Origin of the sequence: Krasilnikovia cinnamomea (genome assembly GCF_004217545.1) — a bacterium.
GTDB classification, from domain to species: Bacteria; Actinomycetota; Actinomycetes; order Mycobacteriales; family Micromonosporaceae; genus Actinoplanes; species Actinoplanes cinnamomeus.
Genome location: NZ_SHKY01000001.1, coordinates 3,031,913 through 3,047,669 on the forward strand (window position 1 = coordinate 3,031,913; position 15,757 = coordinate 3,047,669).

The following is a 15,757-nucleotide window of genomic DNA, read 5'->3' on the forward strand; positions in this document are numbered from 1 at the left end:
ACAGTGCCCGGCATGGCCGAGAGGGGCAGAACAGTGCAGGCCGGGATCGCGGCCGGGATCGCCGCGGGGACCGGCGCCGCCCAGCTGGGCCTCGGGTACGGCCTGGGCGTGGTCGAATGGCCGACCGCCGCGGGCGCCGACGACAGCCTCTGGCTGGGCAGTCTGGGCTGGGCGACGTGGATCGCGGCCAGCGCCACCGTGTTCGGCGCGGTCCTCGCGGGCCGGATGCCGACACGTTCCGGTGGTCCGTGGCGCCTGGCGCTGGCCGGTGCCGCCGCGATCGGGGCGCTACTCACCGTCGCGCTCATCGCGTTGCCCGCCCGGGCCGCGGTACGTCCGGACACGTTCTCACCGCAGACCGTCGCCGCCGGGTACGCCTTGCTGGGCGTGCTGCTCGGCCTCATCGTCGCGTACTGGGCCGTGGTGTCGCGGCCGGTCGCCGCCAACCTGGTCGCGACCGCGAGCTGGCTGTGGATTCTCGCCGCCGCCGCGGTCATCGCGGAGTTGACCCTGCACCGCCCCTCAGCCACGTACCTGAACAGCTGGCAGTTCGCCGCCCCCGGCACCCGGTACGGCATCGTGGCCCTGCCCAGCGCGCTGCTCACGCTGCTGGCCGCCGCCCTCCTCGGGGTGATCGGCGCGGTCGGCGCCGTCCGCCGCGGGGACCGGGGCGTCGGGGCCGCCACGTCCGGTGCGGTCGGGCCCCTGCTGGTGGCGACGGCGTTCCTCGCCCTGGCTCCACAGCTGACCGGTTCGCTGGGCTCGATCGAGTCGGCGTACCTGATCGCCCCGTACGCGGTGATCGCCGGACTCGCCGGGTCCGCGGCGACCGTGGCGCTGGCGCAGCGGCGGGCCGTGGCCCGTGAGCTCGCCGGACGCGGTGTGACGACCGTACCGGCCCAGGCGGGCCCGGCCGACGAGGCGGCACCGTCGGGCAGGTGGGTGCGGCGGTCCTCGTCGGGGAAGTCCACCCCGGCCGGCAGCACCGAGCCGGACGAGGCCTCGGACCGAAATTCCGATGCCGGCCGGGGTACCGGCACCGCTGACAAGAGCACCGCCCGGGCGCGAGCCGAGCCGGGTGGGGCCGCGCGGGCGAAGTCCACCCGGGGCAGAGCGGCGGCGGCCCGCGAGGACGGAACCTCCGCCGCCGACAGCTCATCGAACCCACCCACGAAGGTCCCGCCCGCGCAGACCCCGCCCCCGCAGACCCCGCCCCCGCAGACCCCACCCACGAAGGCCGCGCCGGGGTCGGCCGCCATGGGCAAGGCGGCACCGGCCAAGGCCACTCCCGCCAAGGCGGGGTCCGGCAGGGCCGCGCCGGGCAAGCCCTCGAGGAAGCCCGTGCCCGGCCAGACCGCCGCCGGTCCGACGGGTCCCCGCCAGGCCGGATCGAGTCAGGCCGGACCGAGTCAGGCCGGACCGAGTCAGGCCGGACCGAGTCAGGCCGGACCGAGTCAGGCCGGACCGAGTCAGGCCGGATCCAGTCAGGCGGGCCGGAGCCAGGCAGGCCCGGGCCAGGCGGCGCCGTCGGCGGTGTCCGGCCGGGGAACCTCACCGGTCCCGTTGTCCTCCTTGCCGACCGCGCCACCGCCGACCGTCCCTCCGCCGACGGCGCCCGCGCCGACCGCACCCCGGCCCGATCCACGCCCCACCCAGGTGCCGAATCCGGCGCCGGGTGGCAGGGCGGTGGGCCGCGCCGCCGCGTCGCCCGAGGCGTCGCGGCCGGACGTCCCGAAGCCCTCGGGGACCCGGAAGGACGCCGCTGAGTCGTCGCGCGCCACGGTCGCGCCGCCCCCGGCGGAACCACCCGTGGCCGAGATCAACGCGGACGGCCCGGCCGCCGAGCCGAAGCGGGGCCTGCTGCGCCGCCTCGGACGCCGCTCCGGCCAGGACGAATCCGACGCCTGATCAACGGCGACACGGGGCCACAGTGGACACTCGTCATGCGACGGGCCAGGTGTGCACCGGATCATTGGTGTGCTGCAACTCGATGTAGCGCAGCAGCATCTCGTGCAACGCCGGGCCCCGGTCCAGCCCGCGCTGCCGCTCGGCCAGCTGGACGGTCTCGGTCTGCCAGGTCGCGCCGTTACGCCGGGCACGGCAGCGGCCCTCGATGATCGCCAGCAGCCGGTCCCGGTGCACCGGGGCGACGCCGAACTTGTCCAGCCCCGCGGCCGCCTTGGGCAGCAGCTCGTCGAGCACCAGGTCGGTGACCGCGACGTCACCGGCGCGCGGCCAGTGCACGGTCGCCTCGATCCCGCGCCGAGCCGCGACGTGGAAGTTGTCCTCCGCGGCCGCGAACGGCAGCTGGGTCCAGATCGGGCGTTCCTCCTCGGCGAGCTGGCGGGCCAGCCCGAAGTAGAACGCGGCGTTGGCCATCATGTCGGCCACGGTCGGCCCGGCCGGCAGCACGCGGTTCTCGACGCGCAGGTGCGGGCGGCCGTTCATGACGTCGTAGACGGGCCGGTTCCAGCGGTAGACCGTGCCGTTGTGCAGGCGCAGCTCACCGAGCTGGGGTACGTCGCCGTCGTGCAGGACCACCACCGGATCCTCGTCGTCGAGGACGGGCAGCAGCGGCGGGAAGTAGCGGACGTTCTCCTCGAACAGGTCGAACACCGAGGTGATCCACCGCTCGCCGAACCAGACCCGTGGCCGTACCCCTTGGGCCTTGAGTTCTTCCGGCCGGGTGTCGGTGGCCTGTTGGAACAGGGCGATCCTGGTCTCCGCCCAGAGGCGGCGGCCGTACAGATAGGGCGAATTCGCTCCCACCGCGACCTGGATCGCGGCTATCGCCTGCGACGCGTTCCAGTACGAGGCGAACCGGTCCGGCGGCACCTGCATGTGGAACTGCACGCTGGTGCAGGCCGCCTCGGGGGCGATGGAGTCGTTCGCGGCCTGCAGGCGCTCGACGCCGCGGATGTCGACCGCGAACTGTTCGCCCCGGGCTCCGGCGATCTGGTCGTTGAGGGCATGGTAGCGCTCGTTGGCGGACAGATTGCCCTCGACGAGGTGTTCGGGTCCCAGGGTGGGGAGGATGCCGACGAGGACGATGGTGCTGTCGGACTTCTCGGCGCGGTCCTCGGCACGGCCGAGGCTTTCCAGGATGGTCCGTTCATAATCTGCGAATCCGTCGCCGCAGATCAGCCGGGGGCGGGCATTGAGTTCCAGGTTGAACTGGCCGAGTTCGGTCTGGAACGTGGGATCGCCGAGGTTCGCGAGAACTTCGGCGTTGCACATCGCCGGTTCCGCGTCGGCGTCCATGAGGTTGAGTTCGATTTCGAGGCCGGTCATTCGGTTCTCGCCCTCGAAAGCGGCGGCGTCGAGCATGAGTGCGAGCACATCAAGGCACCGGCGGACTTTCTGCCGATACCGGGCACGATCCTCCTTGGAGAAGGCTGCGTCGGAGAGGTCCTTGCCCATCTGCCCTCCCGGCACGGTGCGGCGTGAGTGTCTCACGGTAGGTGGTTGCCGACTTCCACGACAGGGACAAAAGCGGACTTCGATCACCACTCTGTGAGCGAACGCACGCGTTCGGTTCACCTTGCCATCCCCGTGGGGCTACCCGCTAGCGGTGCCGCGGAATACGCAACGGCGCCGCTCCCCCCAACTGGAGCGGCGCCGCCGGTATTTGCGCAGACGTCAGGCCTGGCGAATGGCCTCGCCCTCGATCTCAATCTTGATCTTCTTGCCGATCATGACGCCGCCGGTTTCCAGCGCCATGTTGTAGGTCAGACCCCATTCCTCGCGGTCGATCTCGGTGGTCGCGCTGAAACCGAAGACATCGAATCCGTACGGGCTGCGGCCGACTCCCTCGAACTCCACGACCAGCTCGACCGGCCGGGTGATCCCCTTGATGGTCAGCTCACCGTCGAGAACGAACTCGTTGCCCTCGAACGACTTGATGCCGGTGCTGCGGTACTCCATCGCCGGGTACTTCTCGGCCTCGAAGAAGTCCCCCGTACGCAGGTGGTTGTCGCGGTCGTCCTGGCCGGTGCGGACGCTGGCGGTCTGGATGGTGGCCACGACGGAGGACTGCAGCGGGTCCTCGGCGACGGTGACGGTGGCGGTCGCGTCGGTGAACTCGCCGCGCACCTTGCTGACCATGAGATGGCGCACCACGAAGCCGACGCGCTTGTGCGCCGCGTCGAGCTCGTACGTGCCCGCGGCGGGGATCTGCAGGCCCTGGAACTCGCGGGTGGTGGCGACGGACTCGGTCATGACGGGTCTTCCTCTCGGAGCGGGTTGATGACTTTGGTTGACGTAGCAACTATACGCTCCGCAATATTCCTTCTGTCAAGTGCCTGGTGTTATTCTGGTGACGTGCGTATCAACCTCGATGACCCCCGGTTCACGGCAGTCGGCCTCTTCGCCGAGGCGTACACGGGCCTGACCACCCGGTTCGCCGCCCAGTTCGAGCAGCACCACCTCTCCCCGGTCGAGTTCGAGGTGCTCATGCGCCTCGCCCGTTCACCCGGTCAGCGCCTGCGGATGACGGATCTCGCCGGGCAGACCTCGCTGTCCACCAGCGGTGTCACTCGCGTCGTCGACCGCATGGACCGCGACGGCCTGGTCCGGCGGGAGGCCTGCCCCAACGACCGCCGCAGCTCGTACGCGGTGATCACCGAGCCCGGCCTGGAACGGCTCGACGAAGTGCTCCCCGGGCACCTCGAACTGGTCCAGCAGTGGTTCATCGGCCAGCTCGAACCGGAGCAGCTCAACCAGTTGCTCGAAGCCTTGCGGATCGTCCGGGACGCGGTGAATCCGTGCGCGACCGCCGGGAGCACCGGGGCCGACGTCGAGGCGTTCTCCGCACCTCGTCAGTAACCGGCAGAACAACCGGCAGAACCGGCGGACGCCGTGGTCGAAACCACTTCATCCCGGCCAAATCGCTGATCACCCAAGGCTAGGGTGATCAGCCGGGGGGAGGCGGCGCGACCGAGACGGATATTGACCCGACGGGGGAGTCATCGTTCTCGCCGCCTGCCGTTTACGGGTGTGGCGACCGGCGCGTCAGGGGGCAGATCAGCGCCGGTCGTCCCCCGAGCCGGGGTAACTCGACACCAGTGCCCGCCAGGGCGCTTCGCCGTGGTCCCGCCCGCCGGCTGGCCGCACTCACGCGACGTCCGGATCCGCCGGACCATCGGCCGTCGGGGCCTCGCGCGCGGACGACGCCCCGCCCGAGCCGGGATCTGATCCCGCCGCGCGCAGCTCCTCTCGCTCCCAGGGCAGCAGCGTCATCCCGGTCGCCCGGCACAGCTGCGTCAACCGCGCGAACGCGTCCCGCCGTACCGCCGGATCGGGTGTGCTCCCGACCAGCCCGACCAGGGCCGCGACCAGGTCCCTCGGATCCATGCCCGCCCCGACGGTGTCGGCCGCCCGGGCGAAGCAGTCGGCCGCCCGCGCGCGCTCGCCGCGACCCGCCGCGAGCGCGCCGTCCAGCAGCGCCGCGGAGAACTCGGCGCTCGGCGCCTGCGCACCCGGAAACCCGCTGCCCGGCAGCTCCGCCCCCGCCCCGCACGGGCCCGGGCCCGGCCCCGAATCCCACTCCTCGCGCACCGCGACCGCCTCCGCGAACCGGCCCGCCCGTACCAGGGCCAGACCGATCGTCGCCAGCACCCGCCGCCGGTGATTCGGCGCGGCCGGGCCGACCGTGGCCAGCTCGGCGACCGCCCGGCGGCCGAGCCGTTCCGCGTCCTCGGTCCGGCCGTCCAGGCGGGCCAGCTCGGCCAGGGCGGCGAGCGCCACCGCGCGCAGCCGGTACTCGCCGCAGCGGCGGGTCAGCCGCTCGGCCTCGGCCAGCCGGCGGCGTGCCGCCGCCAGGTCACCGACCCGGATATCGTGCCAGCTCAGATGGTGCTGGGCGACCGCCATGTCGCGCAGCCGGGCATGCCGGCGGGCCAGCGCCAGCGCGGCCTCCGCGTGCCCGCGGGCCTCCGCGTGACCTCCCGCATCCGGTTTCGGTACGGCCAGCAGCAGGTGAGCGGTCACCTGCCCGGCCGGGTCGCCGAGCCGCTCGAAGCCCGCCAGGGCGGCCCGGGCCGCGTCCCGCTCCTGCGGCCCCGCCCCGTGCTCGGGCGCCAGCTGGGCCAGGCCCGCGTGGGCCCACGCCCGCACCGCCGGGTCGGCGTCGGCGGTGCGCGGGTCGTCGAGCAGCCGCCGCAGCCACTGGCGGCCGGTCACCTCCCGGGACCGGAACCGCCACCAGCACGGCAGCGCCGCCGCGATGCGCAACGCGGTGTGCGGGTCCTCCCCCGCCGCGAACGTCAACGCCGCACCCAGGTCCCCCGCCACGTCGTCGAGCCGGGCCGCCGCCGCCGCGAGGTCCCCGCCGACGAGATCCGGCGCCACCTGCTGCGCCAGGTCGGCCAGCACGGCGGCGTGCCGGCGCCGGAACCCGCTCAGCTCGCCCTTCACCGCGGCCCGCTCGGTGCCGAAGTCGCGCACCACGTCCAGCAGGCGGAACCGGGAGGAGCGGGTGCCGCGCACGCTGAGCAGGCCCAGTCCCAGGAGCCGGTCCAGCACGTGCACCACGTCCGTGCCGGCGGTCGGGCCGTCCGCCAGCATCTGCTCCGCCAGCCGCAGCGACCAGCGGTGCCGGAACATGGCGAGGCGGCGCAGGGCGTTCCGCTCGGCGGGGTCCAGCAGGCGGTAGCTGGCGTCCACCGCGTCCCGCAGCGACACCACGGTCTCGGGTGGCGAGGCGGCGGCCCGGGACAGGTCCAGGACGCGGTCGCCGTACCGGTCGAGGATCTCGGCGACGGTCAGCACTCGGCCCCGGGCGGCGGCCAGTTCGATCGCCAGCGGGAGGCCGCCGAGCCGCCGCACCAGGGTCACCACGGCCGCGACCTCGTCGGCATCCAGCGGGGTCCGGCCGACCCGGGCGAGCCGGTCCAGGAACAGCGCGACCGCCGGGTAGGTGGCCGCCTCCCCGGGCGCCGCGCCCACCTCGGCCGGTGGGGCGACCAGCGGCGCCACCGTCCGGACCCGCTCGTCGGGCAGGCCGACGGGATGCCGCCCGGTGGCGAGGAAACGCAGGTGGGGTACGCCGTCGCGCAGCCGCGACAGCGCGTCGGCGACCGCGTCGGGGGACCGCTCGACCGCGTCGACGAGCAGCACCGCGGACCGGTCCGCCAGCCGTGCGGGCAGATCCTCGGGCCGGCCCACCCCGAACACGGCGGCCACCCCGCCGAGGATCTCCCCGGCCGTGGAGCCGTCCGTGACGACGATGCCCGCGACATCGGCGGGGTGGGCGGCGGCGATCTCGTGCGCCACCACCAGCGCGAGGACGGTCTTGCCCACGCCGGCCAGGCCGACCAGCGTGATCCCGCCGGGGCCCTCCGCAACCGGCCGGGCCGTCCGGGTGGCGGCGCCGTCGGGCACCGGGTGGGAGAGCTCGGCGACCAGCTCGGCGACGTCCGCGTCGCGGCCGATCAGCTCGCCGGCCGGTGGCAGCCGGACCACCGGCGGCGGTTGCGGTGTGCCGCCCGCCGTGAGGCCGGGCACGGGCGGCGCCGGTGGCGTGTAGCCCCGGGCGGCGCCCAGGAACTCCGCCCGGTCCGCCCCGGCCAGTCCGAGCGCGTCGGCCAGCAGTACGGCGGTGGTCCGCTGTGGACGCGCGACCCGGCCACGTTCCAGATCCCGCACGGTACGCACGCCGATGCCCGCGCGGGCCGCCAGCTCCGCCTGGGTGAGCCCGGCCCGTTTCCGGCGACTGCGCAGCACGGCGGCGAATCGCGCATCCGGCTCGCCGGTGCCGTGCTCCGAGGTCATCCCTTGAACCTAGGCACCGGTGTCGATGCGCGCTGACCCGGGAGGGCCGCATGTCGGGGATCGGACCGAGGCACGGTCCGATCCCCTACCCGCCGTCAGAGTCCGAGATCACGCGAGATGATCATGCGCTGCACCTCGGAGGTGCCCTCGCCGACCTCCAGGATCTTCGCGTCGCGGTAGAAGCGGCCCACCGCGGACTCGTTCATGAAGCCGTACCCGCCGTGGACCTGGGTGGCGTAACGGGCGTTGTCCATCGCGGCGTTGCTGGCGTGCAGCTTGGCGACCGCGGCGTACCGCTTGAAGTCCTCGCCCGCCAGCATCCGGGACGCGGCGTCGTAGTAGCCGACCCGGGCGGTGTGCGCGCGCAGTTCCATGTCGGCGATCAGGAACTGGACCGCCTGGTAGTTGCCGATCGGCTGGCCGAACGCCTGGCGCTGCTTGGCGTACGCGACGGACTCGTCCACGCAACCCTGGGCCAGGCCCACGGACAGCGCAGCGATCGCGATCCGGCCCTCGTCGAGGATCCGCAGGAACTGCGCGAAGCCCCGGCCGCGCTGGCCGAGCAGGTTCTCCGCCGGCACCCGGACGTCGTCGAAGGACAGTTCATGGGTGTCGGACGCGCACCAGCCGACCTTCGAGTAGCCCGGCGCGACCGTGAAGCCCGGGGTGCCGGACGGCACGATGATGGTGGACAGCTCCTTGCTGCCGTCCGGCCGGGTGCCGGTCGCCGCCATCACGGTGACCAGGGCGGTGATGTCCGTGCCGGAGTTGGTGATGAACGCCTTGGAGCCGTTGATGACCCACTCGTTGGTCTTCTCGTCGAGCACCGCGCGGGTGGCGATCGCGGCGGCGTCGGAACCGGAACCCGGCTCGGTGAGCCCGAACGCGGCCAGGTTCTCGCCGCTGGTCAGCTGCGGCAGCCAGCGCGCCTTCTGCTCCGGCGTACCGAATCGGAAGATCGGCATGGCGCCCAGCGAGACCGCCGCCTCCAGGGTGATCGCGACGCTGCTGTCCACCCTGGCCAGTTCCTCCAGGGCGAGGCACAGGGCGAAGTAGTCGCCGCCCATGCCGCCGTGCTCCTCCGGGAAGGGCAGCCCGAACAGCCCCATCTTGGCCATCTGCCGGATCAGCTCGTACGGGAACGTCTTGTGCTCGTAGTGCTCCGCGATCACCGGAGCGACCTGCTCGCGGGCGAACTCCTGCACGCTGGCGCGCAGTGCCTCCTGCTCCTCGCTGAGCCGGAAGTCGACCATGACGGGTGCCTTTCTCTGGACGAGGGTTGACCTCTGTGAGAGTGGTGACGCTGCTCAGACCGGGGTGACGGCGTGGCGGCGGCGGGAGAACGTGCGGTCCTTGCCACGGGCGGCGTGGTACCGGCGGATCAGTTCGGCGCGCAGCTCGGCGGGCTCGACGATCGCGTCGATCACCAGCTCGCTGGCCAGGCGCATGATGTCGATGTCGCGCTCGTACTCGGCGCGGCGCTCGGCGACGAACGCGGCGCGCTCGTCCTCGTCGGCGATCGCCGCGATCTTGTTGGCGAACACCGCGTTGACGGCGGCCTCGGCGCCCATCACGGCGATCTTCGCGGTGGGTAGCGCGATCGTGGCGTCCGGCTCGAAGCCGGGCCCGGCCATCGCGTAGAGCCCGGCGCCGTAGGCCTTGCGGACCACGACACAGATCTTGGGTACGGTCGCCTCCGAGATCGCGCTGATCATCTTCGCCCCGTGCCGGATGATCCCCTGCTTCTCGACCGCCGTGCCCACCATGAACCCGGGCACGTCCGTCAGGAACAGCAGCGGCACGTTGAACGCGTCGCAGAGCTGCACGAACCGGGTCGCCTTGTCCGCCGAGTCGACGAACAGCACGCCGCCCTTGAACATCGAGTTGTTGCCGACGATGCCGACGACCTCGCCGTTCATCCGGGCGAAGCCGACCGTCAGCTCCTTGGCCCACAGCGCCTGGATCTCCAGGAACGAACCCTCGTCGACCAGGCCCTTGATATAGCGGCGCATGTCGAACGCCTGCCGCTCACTGGCGGGCACCAGCGCCGCGAGATCCACATTGGCCGGTTCCGCTGCCTCGGCGGCGGGTGGCTGCTGCTCCCAGTTCGCCGGCAGGTACGACAGGTAGCGCCGTACGACGTCGAGCGCGTCCTGCTCGGTCTTGCACAGGAAGTGGCCCACGCCGGACTCGGCGCAGTGCACCCGGGCGCCGCCCATCGCCTCGAGGGTCGTCTTCTCGCCCGTGACCATCTCGACCATCCGGTCCGAGCCGAGGTACATGCTGGCGTTGCCCTCGACCATCGCCACGACGTCGCAGAACGCCGGGATGTACGCCCCACCGGCCGCCGACGGGCCGAACAGCGCGCACACCTGCGGGATCGAGCCGGACGCCTTGACCTGGTTGTGGAAGATCTTGCCCGCGCCACGGCGGCCCGGGAACAGGTCGACCTGGTCGGTGATCCGGGCCCCGGCCGAGTCGACCAGGTAGACCATGGGTACGCCGGTCGCGTACGCCCGCTCGATGATCCGGATGATCTTCTCGACGGTGCGGGCGCCCCAGGAACCGGCCTTGACGGTCGAGTCGTTGGCCATCACGCACACCTCGCGCCCGTCGATGCGGGCGTTGCCGGTGATCACACCGTCGGCGGGCAGGCCGTCCGCGAGCGCGTTGGCGTACATGCCGTCCTCGACGAAGGAGCCCTCGTCGACCAGCAGTGCGATGCGCTCGCGGGCGAACAGTTTGCCCTTGGCCGCGTTCGCCGCGTGGTAGCGCTCGGCACCTCCGGCCGCTACCCGCTTGCGCACCTGAGCCAGGGCCTCACCGTCGATGGCCACGTCTTCCCCTTCCGATCCAACCTGAACGATCGTTAGGCTAGCGCACTTTGCGTGTGACGTCCAAGGCGGTCCAGGTCGACTCCGTTGCAGGTGGCCCGGCGGGTGATCTAGGTTCTGAGGTGGTGGTACCACCAGATCTTGAGGACTTTCGGCGCGGAGCTGACCGGAAGTCCGCAGGGTCGCAGCGCCCCTGCTCAGACCAGCCGGGTACGCGGACCCGCCCGCAGCACGCCCGAGGGCAGGGTCTTGCCGAGCAGATCCTCGGCCAGCTCGGCGACCGTGATCAGGTTGTCCAGGTCGATGCCGGTGTCGATGCCCATGTCGTGCAGCATGTGCACGACCTCCTCGGTGGCCACGTTCCCCGACGCCCCCGGCGCGTACGGGCAGCCCCCGATGCCGCCCACGCTCGCGTCGAACTCGGCCACGCCGAGCTCCAGGGCGGTCAGGATGTTCGCCAGCCCCGTACCCCGGGTGTTGTGGAAGTGCAGCAGGTCCGGGCGTACCTCGGAAAGCAGGTCGCGGACCCGGCGGGGGGTCCCCATGCCCGTGGTGTCGCCGAACGCGATGCGGTCCGCGCCGTCGGCGCGGACCCGCTCGACGATTCCCGCCACCCGTTTCGGGTCGATGTCGCCCTCGAACGGGCACCCGAAGCTGGTCGCCACGATCACCTCAAGGGTCGCCCCGGCCTCGTGCACCAGCGGGATCAGCGCGCCGATGTCGTCCAGTGACTCCTCGGTCGAGCGGTTGAGGTTGCGCCGGTTGTGGGTGTCGCTGGCCGAGACCACGACCTCGATCTCCGTGAAACCGGCGGCGATGGCCCGCTGCGCGCCCCGGGTGTTCGGGATCAGCGCCGAGTAGCGCACGTCCGGGTTGTGCCAGGCGCGCGCCCACACCTCGTCGGCGTCGGCCATCTGCGGGATGGCCTTCGGGTGCACGAACGAGACCGCCTCGATCCGGCCCACGCCGGTACGCGACAGCGCGTCGATCAGCCGCACCTTCGCGTCGGTGGGGATCGGCGCCTCGTTCTGCAGCCCGTCGCGCGGGGCCACCTCGCGGATCGAAACCGAAGTCATCTGGCTCACCTCATCCGGGAGACGATGCCGGTGTCGTAGTCGCCGCCGAGGAACTCGTCGTTCTCCAGCAGCTCGGCGAAGAACGGCAGGTTGTTCTTCGGGCCCACGATCTCGAATCCGGCCACGGCGGCGCGGGCCTTGGCCAGGGCGTCCGCGCGGTCCGTGCCGTGCACGATCAGCTTGGCCATCAGCGAGTCGTAGAACGGCGTGACCGTGGTGTCGGCCGCGTACCCGGAGTCGACGCGGACGCCGTCGCCGGTGGGCTCGACCCAGGTGGTGACCTTGCCGGGGCCGGGCAGGAACCGCTTCGGGTCCTCGGCGTTGATCCGCAGCTCGATCGCGTGGCCGGTCGTGGTGAGCGCGTCCGGGTCGAAGGTCGGCGCCTCGCCGGAGGCGATCCGCAGCTGCTCCTCGACCAGGTCCAGGCCGTGGATCAGCTCGGTGATCGGATGCTCGACCTGCAGCCGCGTGTTCATCTCCAGGAAGAAGAACTCGCCGGTCGCCGGGTCCAGCAGGCACTCGACCGTCCCGGCGTTGCGGTAGCCGACCGCCTCTCCCGCCTTGACCGCCGCTGCGAGGAAGCGCGCCCGCAGCTCGGGGCTCACCGCCGGGGAGGGGGCCTCCTCGACCAGCTTCTGGTTGCGCCGCTGCACGGAACACTCGCGCTCGCTCAGGGCCACGACCCGGCCGTCGGCCAGCCCGAGGATCTGCACCTCGACGTGGCGCACCCGGGGGAAGTAGCGCTCGATGAGCACCGAGCCGTCGCCGAACATGCGCTCGGCGAAGCCGCGTACCTTTTCGTACTCCGTGCGCAATCCGGCCTCGTCGTTCGCGACCGCCATGCCCATGCCGCCGCCGCCCGCCGCCGCCTTGACCATCACCGGGAAGCCGATCGTGGCGGCGGCCTCCAGCGCGGCCTCGACCGTGGCGGCCGGGTCCTGGGTGCCGGGTGCGACCGGCACGCCCGCGGCGGCCATCAGGTTCCGGGCGTTGATCTTGTCGCCCATCGCGGTGATCGCGTCCGCGGACGGTCCGACCCAGATCAGGCCGTTCTCCTCGACGGTACGGGCGAACTCCGCGTTCTCGCTCAGGAAGCCGTAGCCGGGGTGGATGGCCTGGGCGCCGGTCGACTTGGCCGCCGCGAGGATCGCCTCGGTGTTGCGGTAGCTCTGGGCCGGGTTGGCCGGTCCCACACAGACCGCCTCGTCGGCTTCCAGGACGAACGGCATGCCCGCGTCGGCCTCGGAGTGGACCGCGATCGCCCGGATCCCCAGCCGCTTGGCGGTACGGATGATCCGGCGGGCGATCTCGCCCCGGTTGGCGATGAGCAACGACTCGATCATGGCGCTCTTTCTGTGCGGAGCCCCGGTACGGGGAGGCCGGTGGGCCTGTGTGTGATGCGGGTAGCCGGTGGGCCGTGTTCTGGTGCGGAGCAGACAGTCGCTGGTCAGCGGCCGAGCAGGGCGTGGCCGGTGGCCTCGCGCAGCAGGGCGGCCCGGCGTTGCCGGTCCACCTCGCCGCCGAGGAACGGCGTGGAGTTCATCAGGCCGAACGCGGCGTGGGCCAGCACGCGGCGCTCACCGGCGTCCAGGTCGGGGCGCAGCTCGCCGAGGACGGTCACCCACTCCTCGACGTACAGGCGCTGGAGGCGGCGGATCTGGCGGCGCGGCTCGTCGGGCAGCCGGTCCAGCTCGTGCAGGTGCAGCGCGATGACGGCCGGGTTGGCCAGCGCGAAGTCGACATGGAAGTCGATGAGGTCGGCCAGTGCCGCCTGCGCGTCGCCGTTGTGCCGGGACACCCGGGACTTGCCGCCGCTGAGCAGATTCTCGCTGACCGGGACGAGCGCGGCGACCAGCATGGCCTCCTTACCCGCGAAGTGGTGATAGAGGGCCGGGCCGGTCACGCCCGCGGCGGAACCGATGTCGTCCATCGACACACCGTGGTAGCCGCGGGACGCGAAGAGCCCCACGGCGATCTCCAGGATCTCCTCGCGGCGCGAGCGCCGCCGGGGCGCGGGGGCCGTCGTCCGCTGCTGCTGGTCTACCGTCACCCGGAAACTTTAACCCGCTGTCAAGCGGGATCCTGAACGACCGTTTAGCCGCTTCGGGTTCCTCCGCTCGCCCAGCGCGGGCGCTTCGTCCGTTCGGCCCAGCGCGACCAGCGCATCGGCCAGCACCTCTGCCAGGTCGGCGCGGGGGTCCATGACTTACCCCACAGCCGCGACACGTCGGTGTCAGGCCAGGCCGCCGGGCCGATCCCCGCGCACGATCGGCGCCCGGACCAGGTTGCCCCACTCGGTCCACGATCCGTCGTAGTTGCGCACCTGCGGGTAGCCCAGCAGATGGTGCAGCACGAACCAGGTGTGGCTGGACCGCTCACCGATCCGGCAGTACGCGATCACGTCGTCGCCCGGCACCAGGCCCAACTCGTCCCGGTAGATCTTGGTGAGCTCGTCCGCCGACCGGAACGTGCCGTCCTCGTTGGCGGCGGACTTCCACGGCTTGCTGAGCGCGCCCGGGATGTGCCCGCCGCGCAGCGCCCCCTCCTGCGGATAGTTCTCCATGTGGGTCCGCTCGCCCGTGTACTCCTGCGGGGACCGCACGTCGACCAGCGGGTGCCCGCTGGCGATGTGCCCCATCACCTGATCGCGGAACGCCCGGATCGGCGCGTCGTCGCGCTCCGGCACGGGGTACCGCGCCAGCGGAGGGGCCGGCTTGTCCCGGGTCACCTCGCGCCCCTCGGCGATCCACTTCTGCCGCCCGCCGTCGAGCAGACGCACGTCGCGGTGGCCGAACAGGCTGAACACCCACAGCGCGTACGCCGCCCACCAGTTGAAGTTGTCGCCGTAGAAGACGACCGTGTCGTGCCGCCCGATGCCCTTGGCCTCGCACAGCGCAGCGAACGCCGCCGGATCCAGGTAGTCGCGGGTGACCTGGTCGTTGAGCTCGGTGTGCCAGTCGACCTTCACCGCGCCGGGGATGTGCCCCATGTCGTACAGCAGGACGTCCTCGTCTGACTCGACGACCACGAGGCCGTCCGTGCCGAGGTTCGCGGCCAGCCAGTCGGTGGTGACCAGCCGCTCCGGGTGGGCGTACGCCTGGAGGGACGGCGCCGGATCATTCGCAACGGACATGTCGCTCAGGCTAACCCTTTTCGACCGCCTGCACGGGCGCCAGGGAGGGACGTTTCGCCGTGACCAGGTCGCCCGACGACGCGCCGGTCAGCCGCCGCTTCAGCCACGGCGCCAGGTACTGCCCGGCCCAGCGCAGATCCGCGCCGCGCGCCGACAGCCACGGCGCGGGCGCGGGCATGGGCGGCGCCAGCAGCCACCCGTCGTCGACCTGGACCCCCAGCGCGGCCAGTACGTGCGCGGCGACGCGCCGGTGCCCGGCCCCGGACAGGTGCAGCCGGTCCGTGCTCCACATCAGCGGATTGTGGAAGGTCTCGTCGCCGTGCAGGTCGATCAGGTACGCGCCGTGCTTGTCGGCCAGGCGGCGCACCCCGTCGTTGAGGGCGGCGACACGCGGCGCGACCAGGCGCTGGCCCGGCAGCATGGCGGCGACGTCCGCGAAGCGGAACAGGATCACGTCGGCGCCCGTGGCGCGGATCCGCCCGATCACCGGGTCGACCCGCTCGATCAGCGCGACCGGGTCGGCCTTGCGCCGCAGCACGTCGTTGCCGCCGGCCGCGAAGCTGACCAGGTCGGGCCTCATCGCCAGCGCCGGCTCGACCTGCTCCTTGACCACCTGGTCCAGCAGGCGCCCGCGGATGGCCAGGTTCGCGTACCCGAAGTCGGGGCCGGTCTCCAGCGCCAGCCGCGCCGCGACCAGGTCCGCCCACCCCCGGTACGTGCCGTCCGGGTACGCGTCGTCCATCCCCTCGGTGAAGCTGTCCCCCATCGCCACGAAGCTGCGCCAGCCCATCGGCCGCCCCCTTAACGTCTGCTCACCTCGATGCCGAGTCATTTTTGCACTGAGTGCACCGGACATGCACGGGCGCGTGACGGTGGCGACATCCGGCCCGCGCCTCACCCGGTCGCGGCCACCAGTGGAAACCGGCGTGACCGACCCAGACCAC

12 protein-coding genes are annotated in these 15,757 nt (G+C 72.2%); 2 read left to right on the top strand and 10 right to left on the bottom strand.

Annotation, left to right across the window (positions count from 1 at the left end):
• Positions 1-12: 12 nt before the first annotated feature.
• Positions 13-1,908: a Hansenula MRAKII killer toxin-resistant protein 1 gene (locus EV385_RS13680; protein WP_130509819.1), complete on the top strand. Its 1,896-nt coding sequence runs from the start codon at positions 13-15 to the stop codon at positions 1,906-1,908.
• 33 nt (positions 1,909-1,941) lie between these two features.
• On the opposite strand, the gene EV385_RS13685 is transcribed toward EV385_RS13680, so the two are convergent.
• Both EV385_RS13685 and EV385_RS13690 read right to left on the bottom strand, forming a co-directional pair.
• Positions 1,942-3,420: a glutamate-cysteine ligase family protein gene (locus EV385_RS13685; protein ID WP_130509820.1), complete on the bottom strand. Its 1,479-nt coding sequence runs from the start codon at positions 3,418-3,420 to the stop codon at positions 1,942-1,944.
• 219 nt (positions 3,421-3,639) lie between these two features.
• A complete protein-coding gene (locus EV385_RS13690) occupies positions 3,640-4,218 on the bottom strand; it encodes a YceI family protein (protein WP_130509821.1) in 579 nt (192 codons plus the stop codon).
• 102 nt (positions 4,219-4,320) lie between these two features.
• Here EV385_RS13690 and EV385_RS13695 point away from each other — a divergent pair, with 102 nt between their 5' ends.
• Entirely contained in the window at positions 4,321-4,824 is a 504-nt protein-coding gene (locus tag EV385_RS13695) for a MarR family winged helix-turn-helix transcriptional regulator (RefSeq protein ID WP_242624865.1), read from the top strand.
• Between the two features lie 288 nt (positions 4,825-5,112).
• Here EV385_RS13695 and EV385_RS13700 read toward each other — a convergent pair whose 3' ends face one another.
• From EV385_RS13700 to EV385_RS13735, 8 genes are all read right to left on the bottom strand, one after another.
• On the bottom strand, positions 5,113-7,770 hold the full coding sequence (locus EV385_RS13700) for an ATP-binding protein (RefSeq protein WP_130509823.1): 2,658 nt from the start codon (positions 7,768-7,770) through the stop codon (positions 5,113-5,115).
• 95 nt (positions 7,771-7,865) lie between these two features.
• On the bottom strand, positions 7,866-9,023 hold the full coding sequence (locus tag EV385_RS13705; RefSeq protein ID WP_130509824.1) for an acyl-CoA dehydrogenase family protein: 1,158 nt from the start codon (positions 9,021-9,023) through the stop codon (positions 7,866-7,868).
• Between the two features lie 54 nt (positions 9,024-9,077).
• Positions 9,078-10,607 carry an acyl-CoA carboxylase subunit beta gene (locus EV385_RS13710; protein ID WP_130509825.1) on the bottom strand — a complete coding sequence of 510 codons (1,530 nt, stop codon included), beginning with the start codon at positions 10,605-10,607 and terminating at the stop codon, positions 9,078-9,080.
• 194 nt (positions 10,608-10,801) lie between these two features.
• Positions 10,802-11,680: a hydroxymethylglutaryl-CoA lyase gene (locus tag EV385_RS13715; RefSeq protein ID WP_207229824.1), complete on the bottom strand. Its 879-nt coding sequence runs from the start codon at positions 11,678-11,680 to the stop codon at positions 10,802-10,804.
• Between the two features lie 5 nt (positions 11,681-11,685).
• Positions 11,686-13,023: an acetyl-CoA carboxylase biotin carboxylase subunit gene (locus tag EV385_RS13720; protein WP_130509827.1), complete on the bottom strand. Its 1,338-nt coding sequence runs from the start codon at positions 13,021-13,023 to the stop codon at positions 11,686-11,688.
• 104 nt (positions 13,024-13,127) lie between these two features.
• Complete coding sequence (locus tag EV385_RS13725; protein ID WP_130509828.1) at positions 13,128-13,730, bottom strand: TetR/AcrR family transcriptional regulator; 603 nt, start codon at positions 13,728-13,730, stop codon at positions 13,128-13,130.
• A gap of 183 nt (positions 13,731-13,913) precedes the next feature.
• Positions 13,914-14,813: a sulfurtransferase gene (locus EV385_RS13730; protein WP_130509829.1), complete on the bottom strand. Its 900-nt coding sequence runs from the start codon at positions 14,811-14,813 to the stop codon at positions 13,914-13,916.
• A 10-nt stretch (positions 14,814-14,823) separates the two neighbouring features.
• A complete protein-coding gene (locus tag EV385_RS13735; RefSeq protein ID WP_130509830.1) occupies positions 14,824-15,603 on the bottom strand; it encodes an SGNH/GDSL hydrolase family protein in 780 nt (259 codons plus the stop codon).
• Positions 15,604-15,757: the final 154 nt, after the last annotated feature.

Coding starts and splice junctions, on each gene's coding strand:
- EV385_RS13680 (WP_130509819.1), top strand. CDS start 13: ATGGCCGAGAGGGGCAGAACAGTGCAGGCCGGGATCGCGGCCGGGATC.
- EV385_RS13730 (WP_130509829.1), bottom strand. CDS start 14,813: ATGTCCGTTGCGAATGATCCGGCGCCGTCCCTCCAGGCGTACGCCCAC.
- EV385_RS13690 (WP_130509821.1), bottom strand. CDS start 4,218: ATGACCGAGTCCGTCGCCACCACCCGCGAGTTCCAGGGCCTGCAGATC.
- EV385_RS13715 (WP_207229824.1), bottom strand. CDS start 11,680: ATGACTTCGGTTTCGATCCGCGAGGTGGCCCCGCGCGACGGGCTGCAG.
- EV385_RS13705 (WP_130509824.1), bottom strand. CDS start 9,023: ATGGTCGACTTCCGGCTCAGCGAGGAGCAGGAGGCACTGCGCGCCAGC.
- EV385_RS13685 (WP_130509820.1), bottom strand. CDS start 3,420: ATGGGCAAGGACCTCTCCGACGCAGCCTTCTCCAAGGAGGATCGTGCC.
- EV385_RS13700 (WP_130509823.1), bottom strand. CDS start 7,770: ATGACCTCGGAGCACGGCACCGGCGAGCCGGATGCGCGATTCGCCGCC.
- EV385_RS13720 (WP_130509827.1), bottom strand. CDS start 13,023: ATGATCGAGTCGTTGCTCATCGCCAACCGGGGCGAGATCGCCCGCCGG.
- EV385_RS13735 (WP_130509830.1), bottom strand. CDS start 15,603: ATGGGCTGGCGCAGCTTCGTGGCGATGGGGGACAGCTTCACCGAGGGG.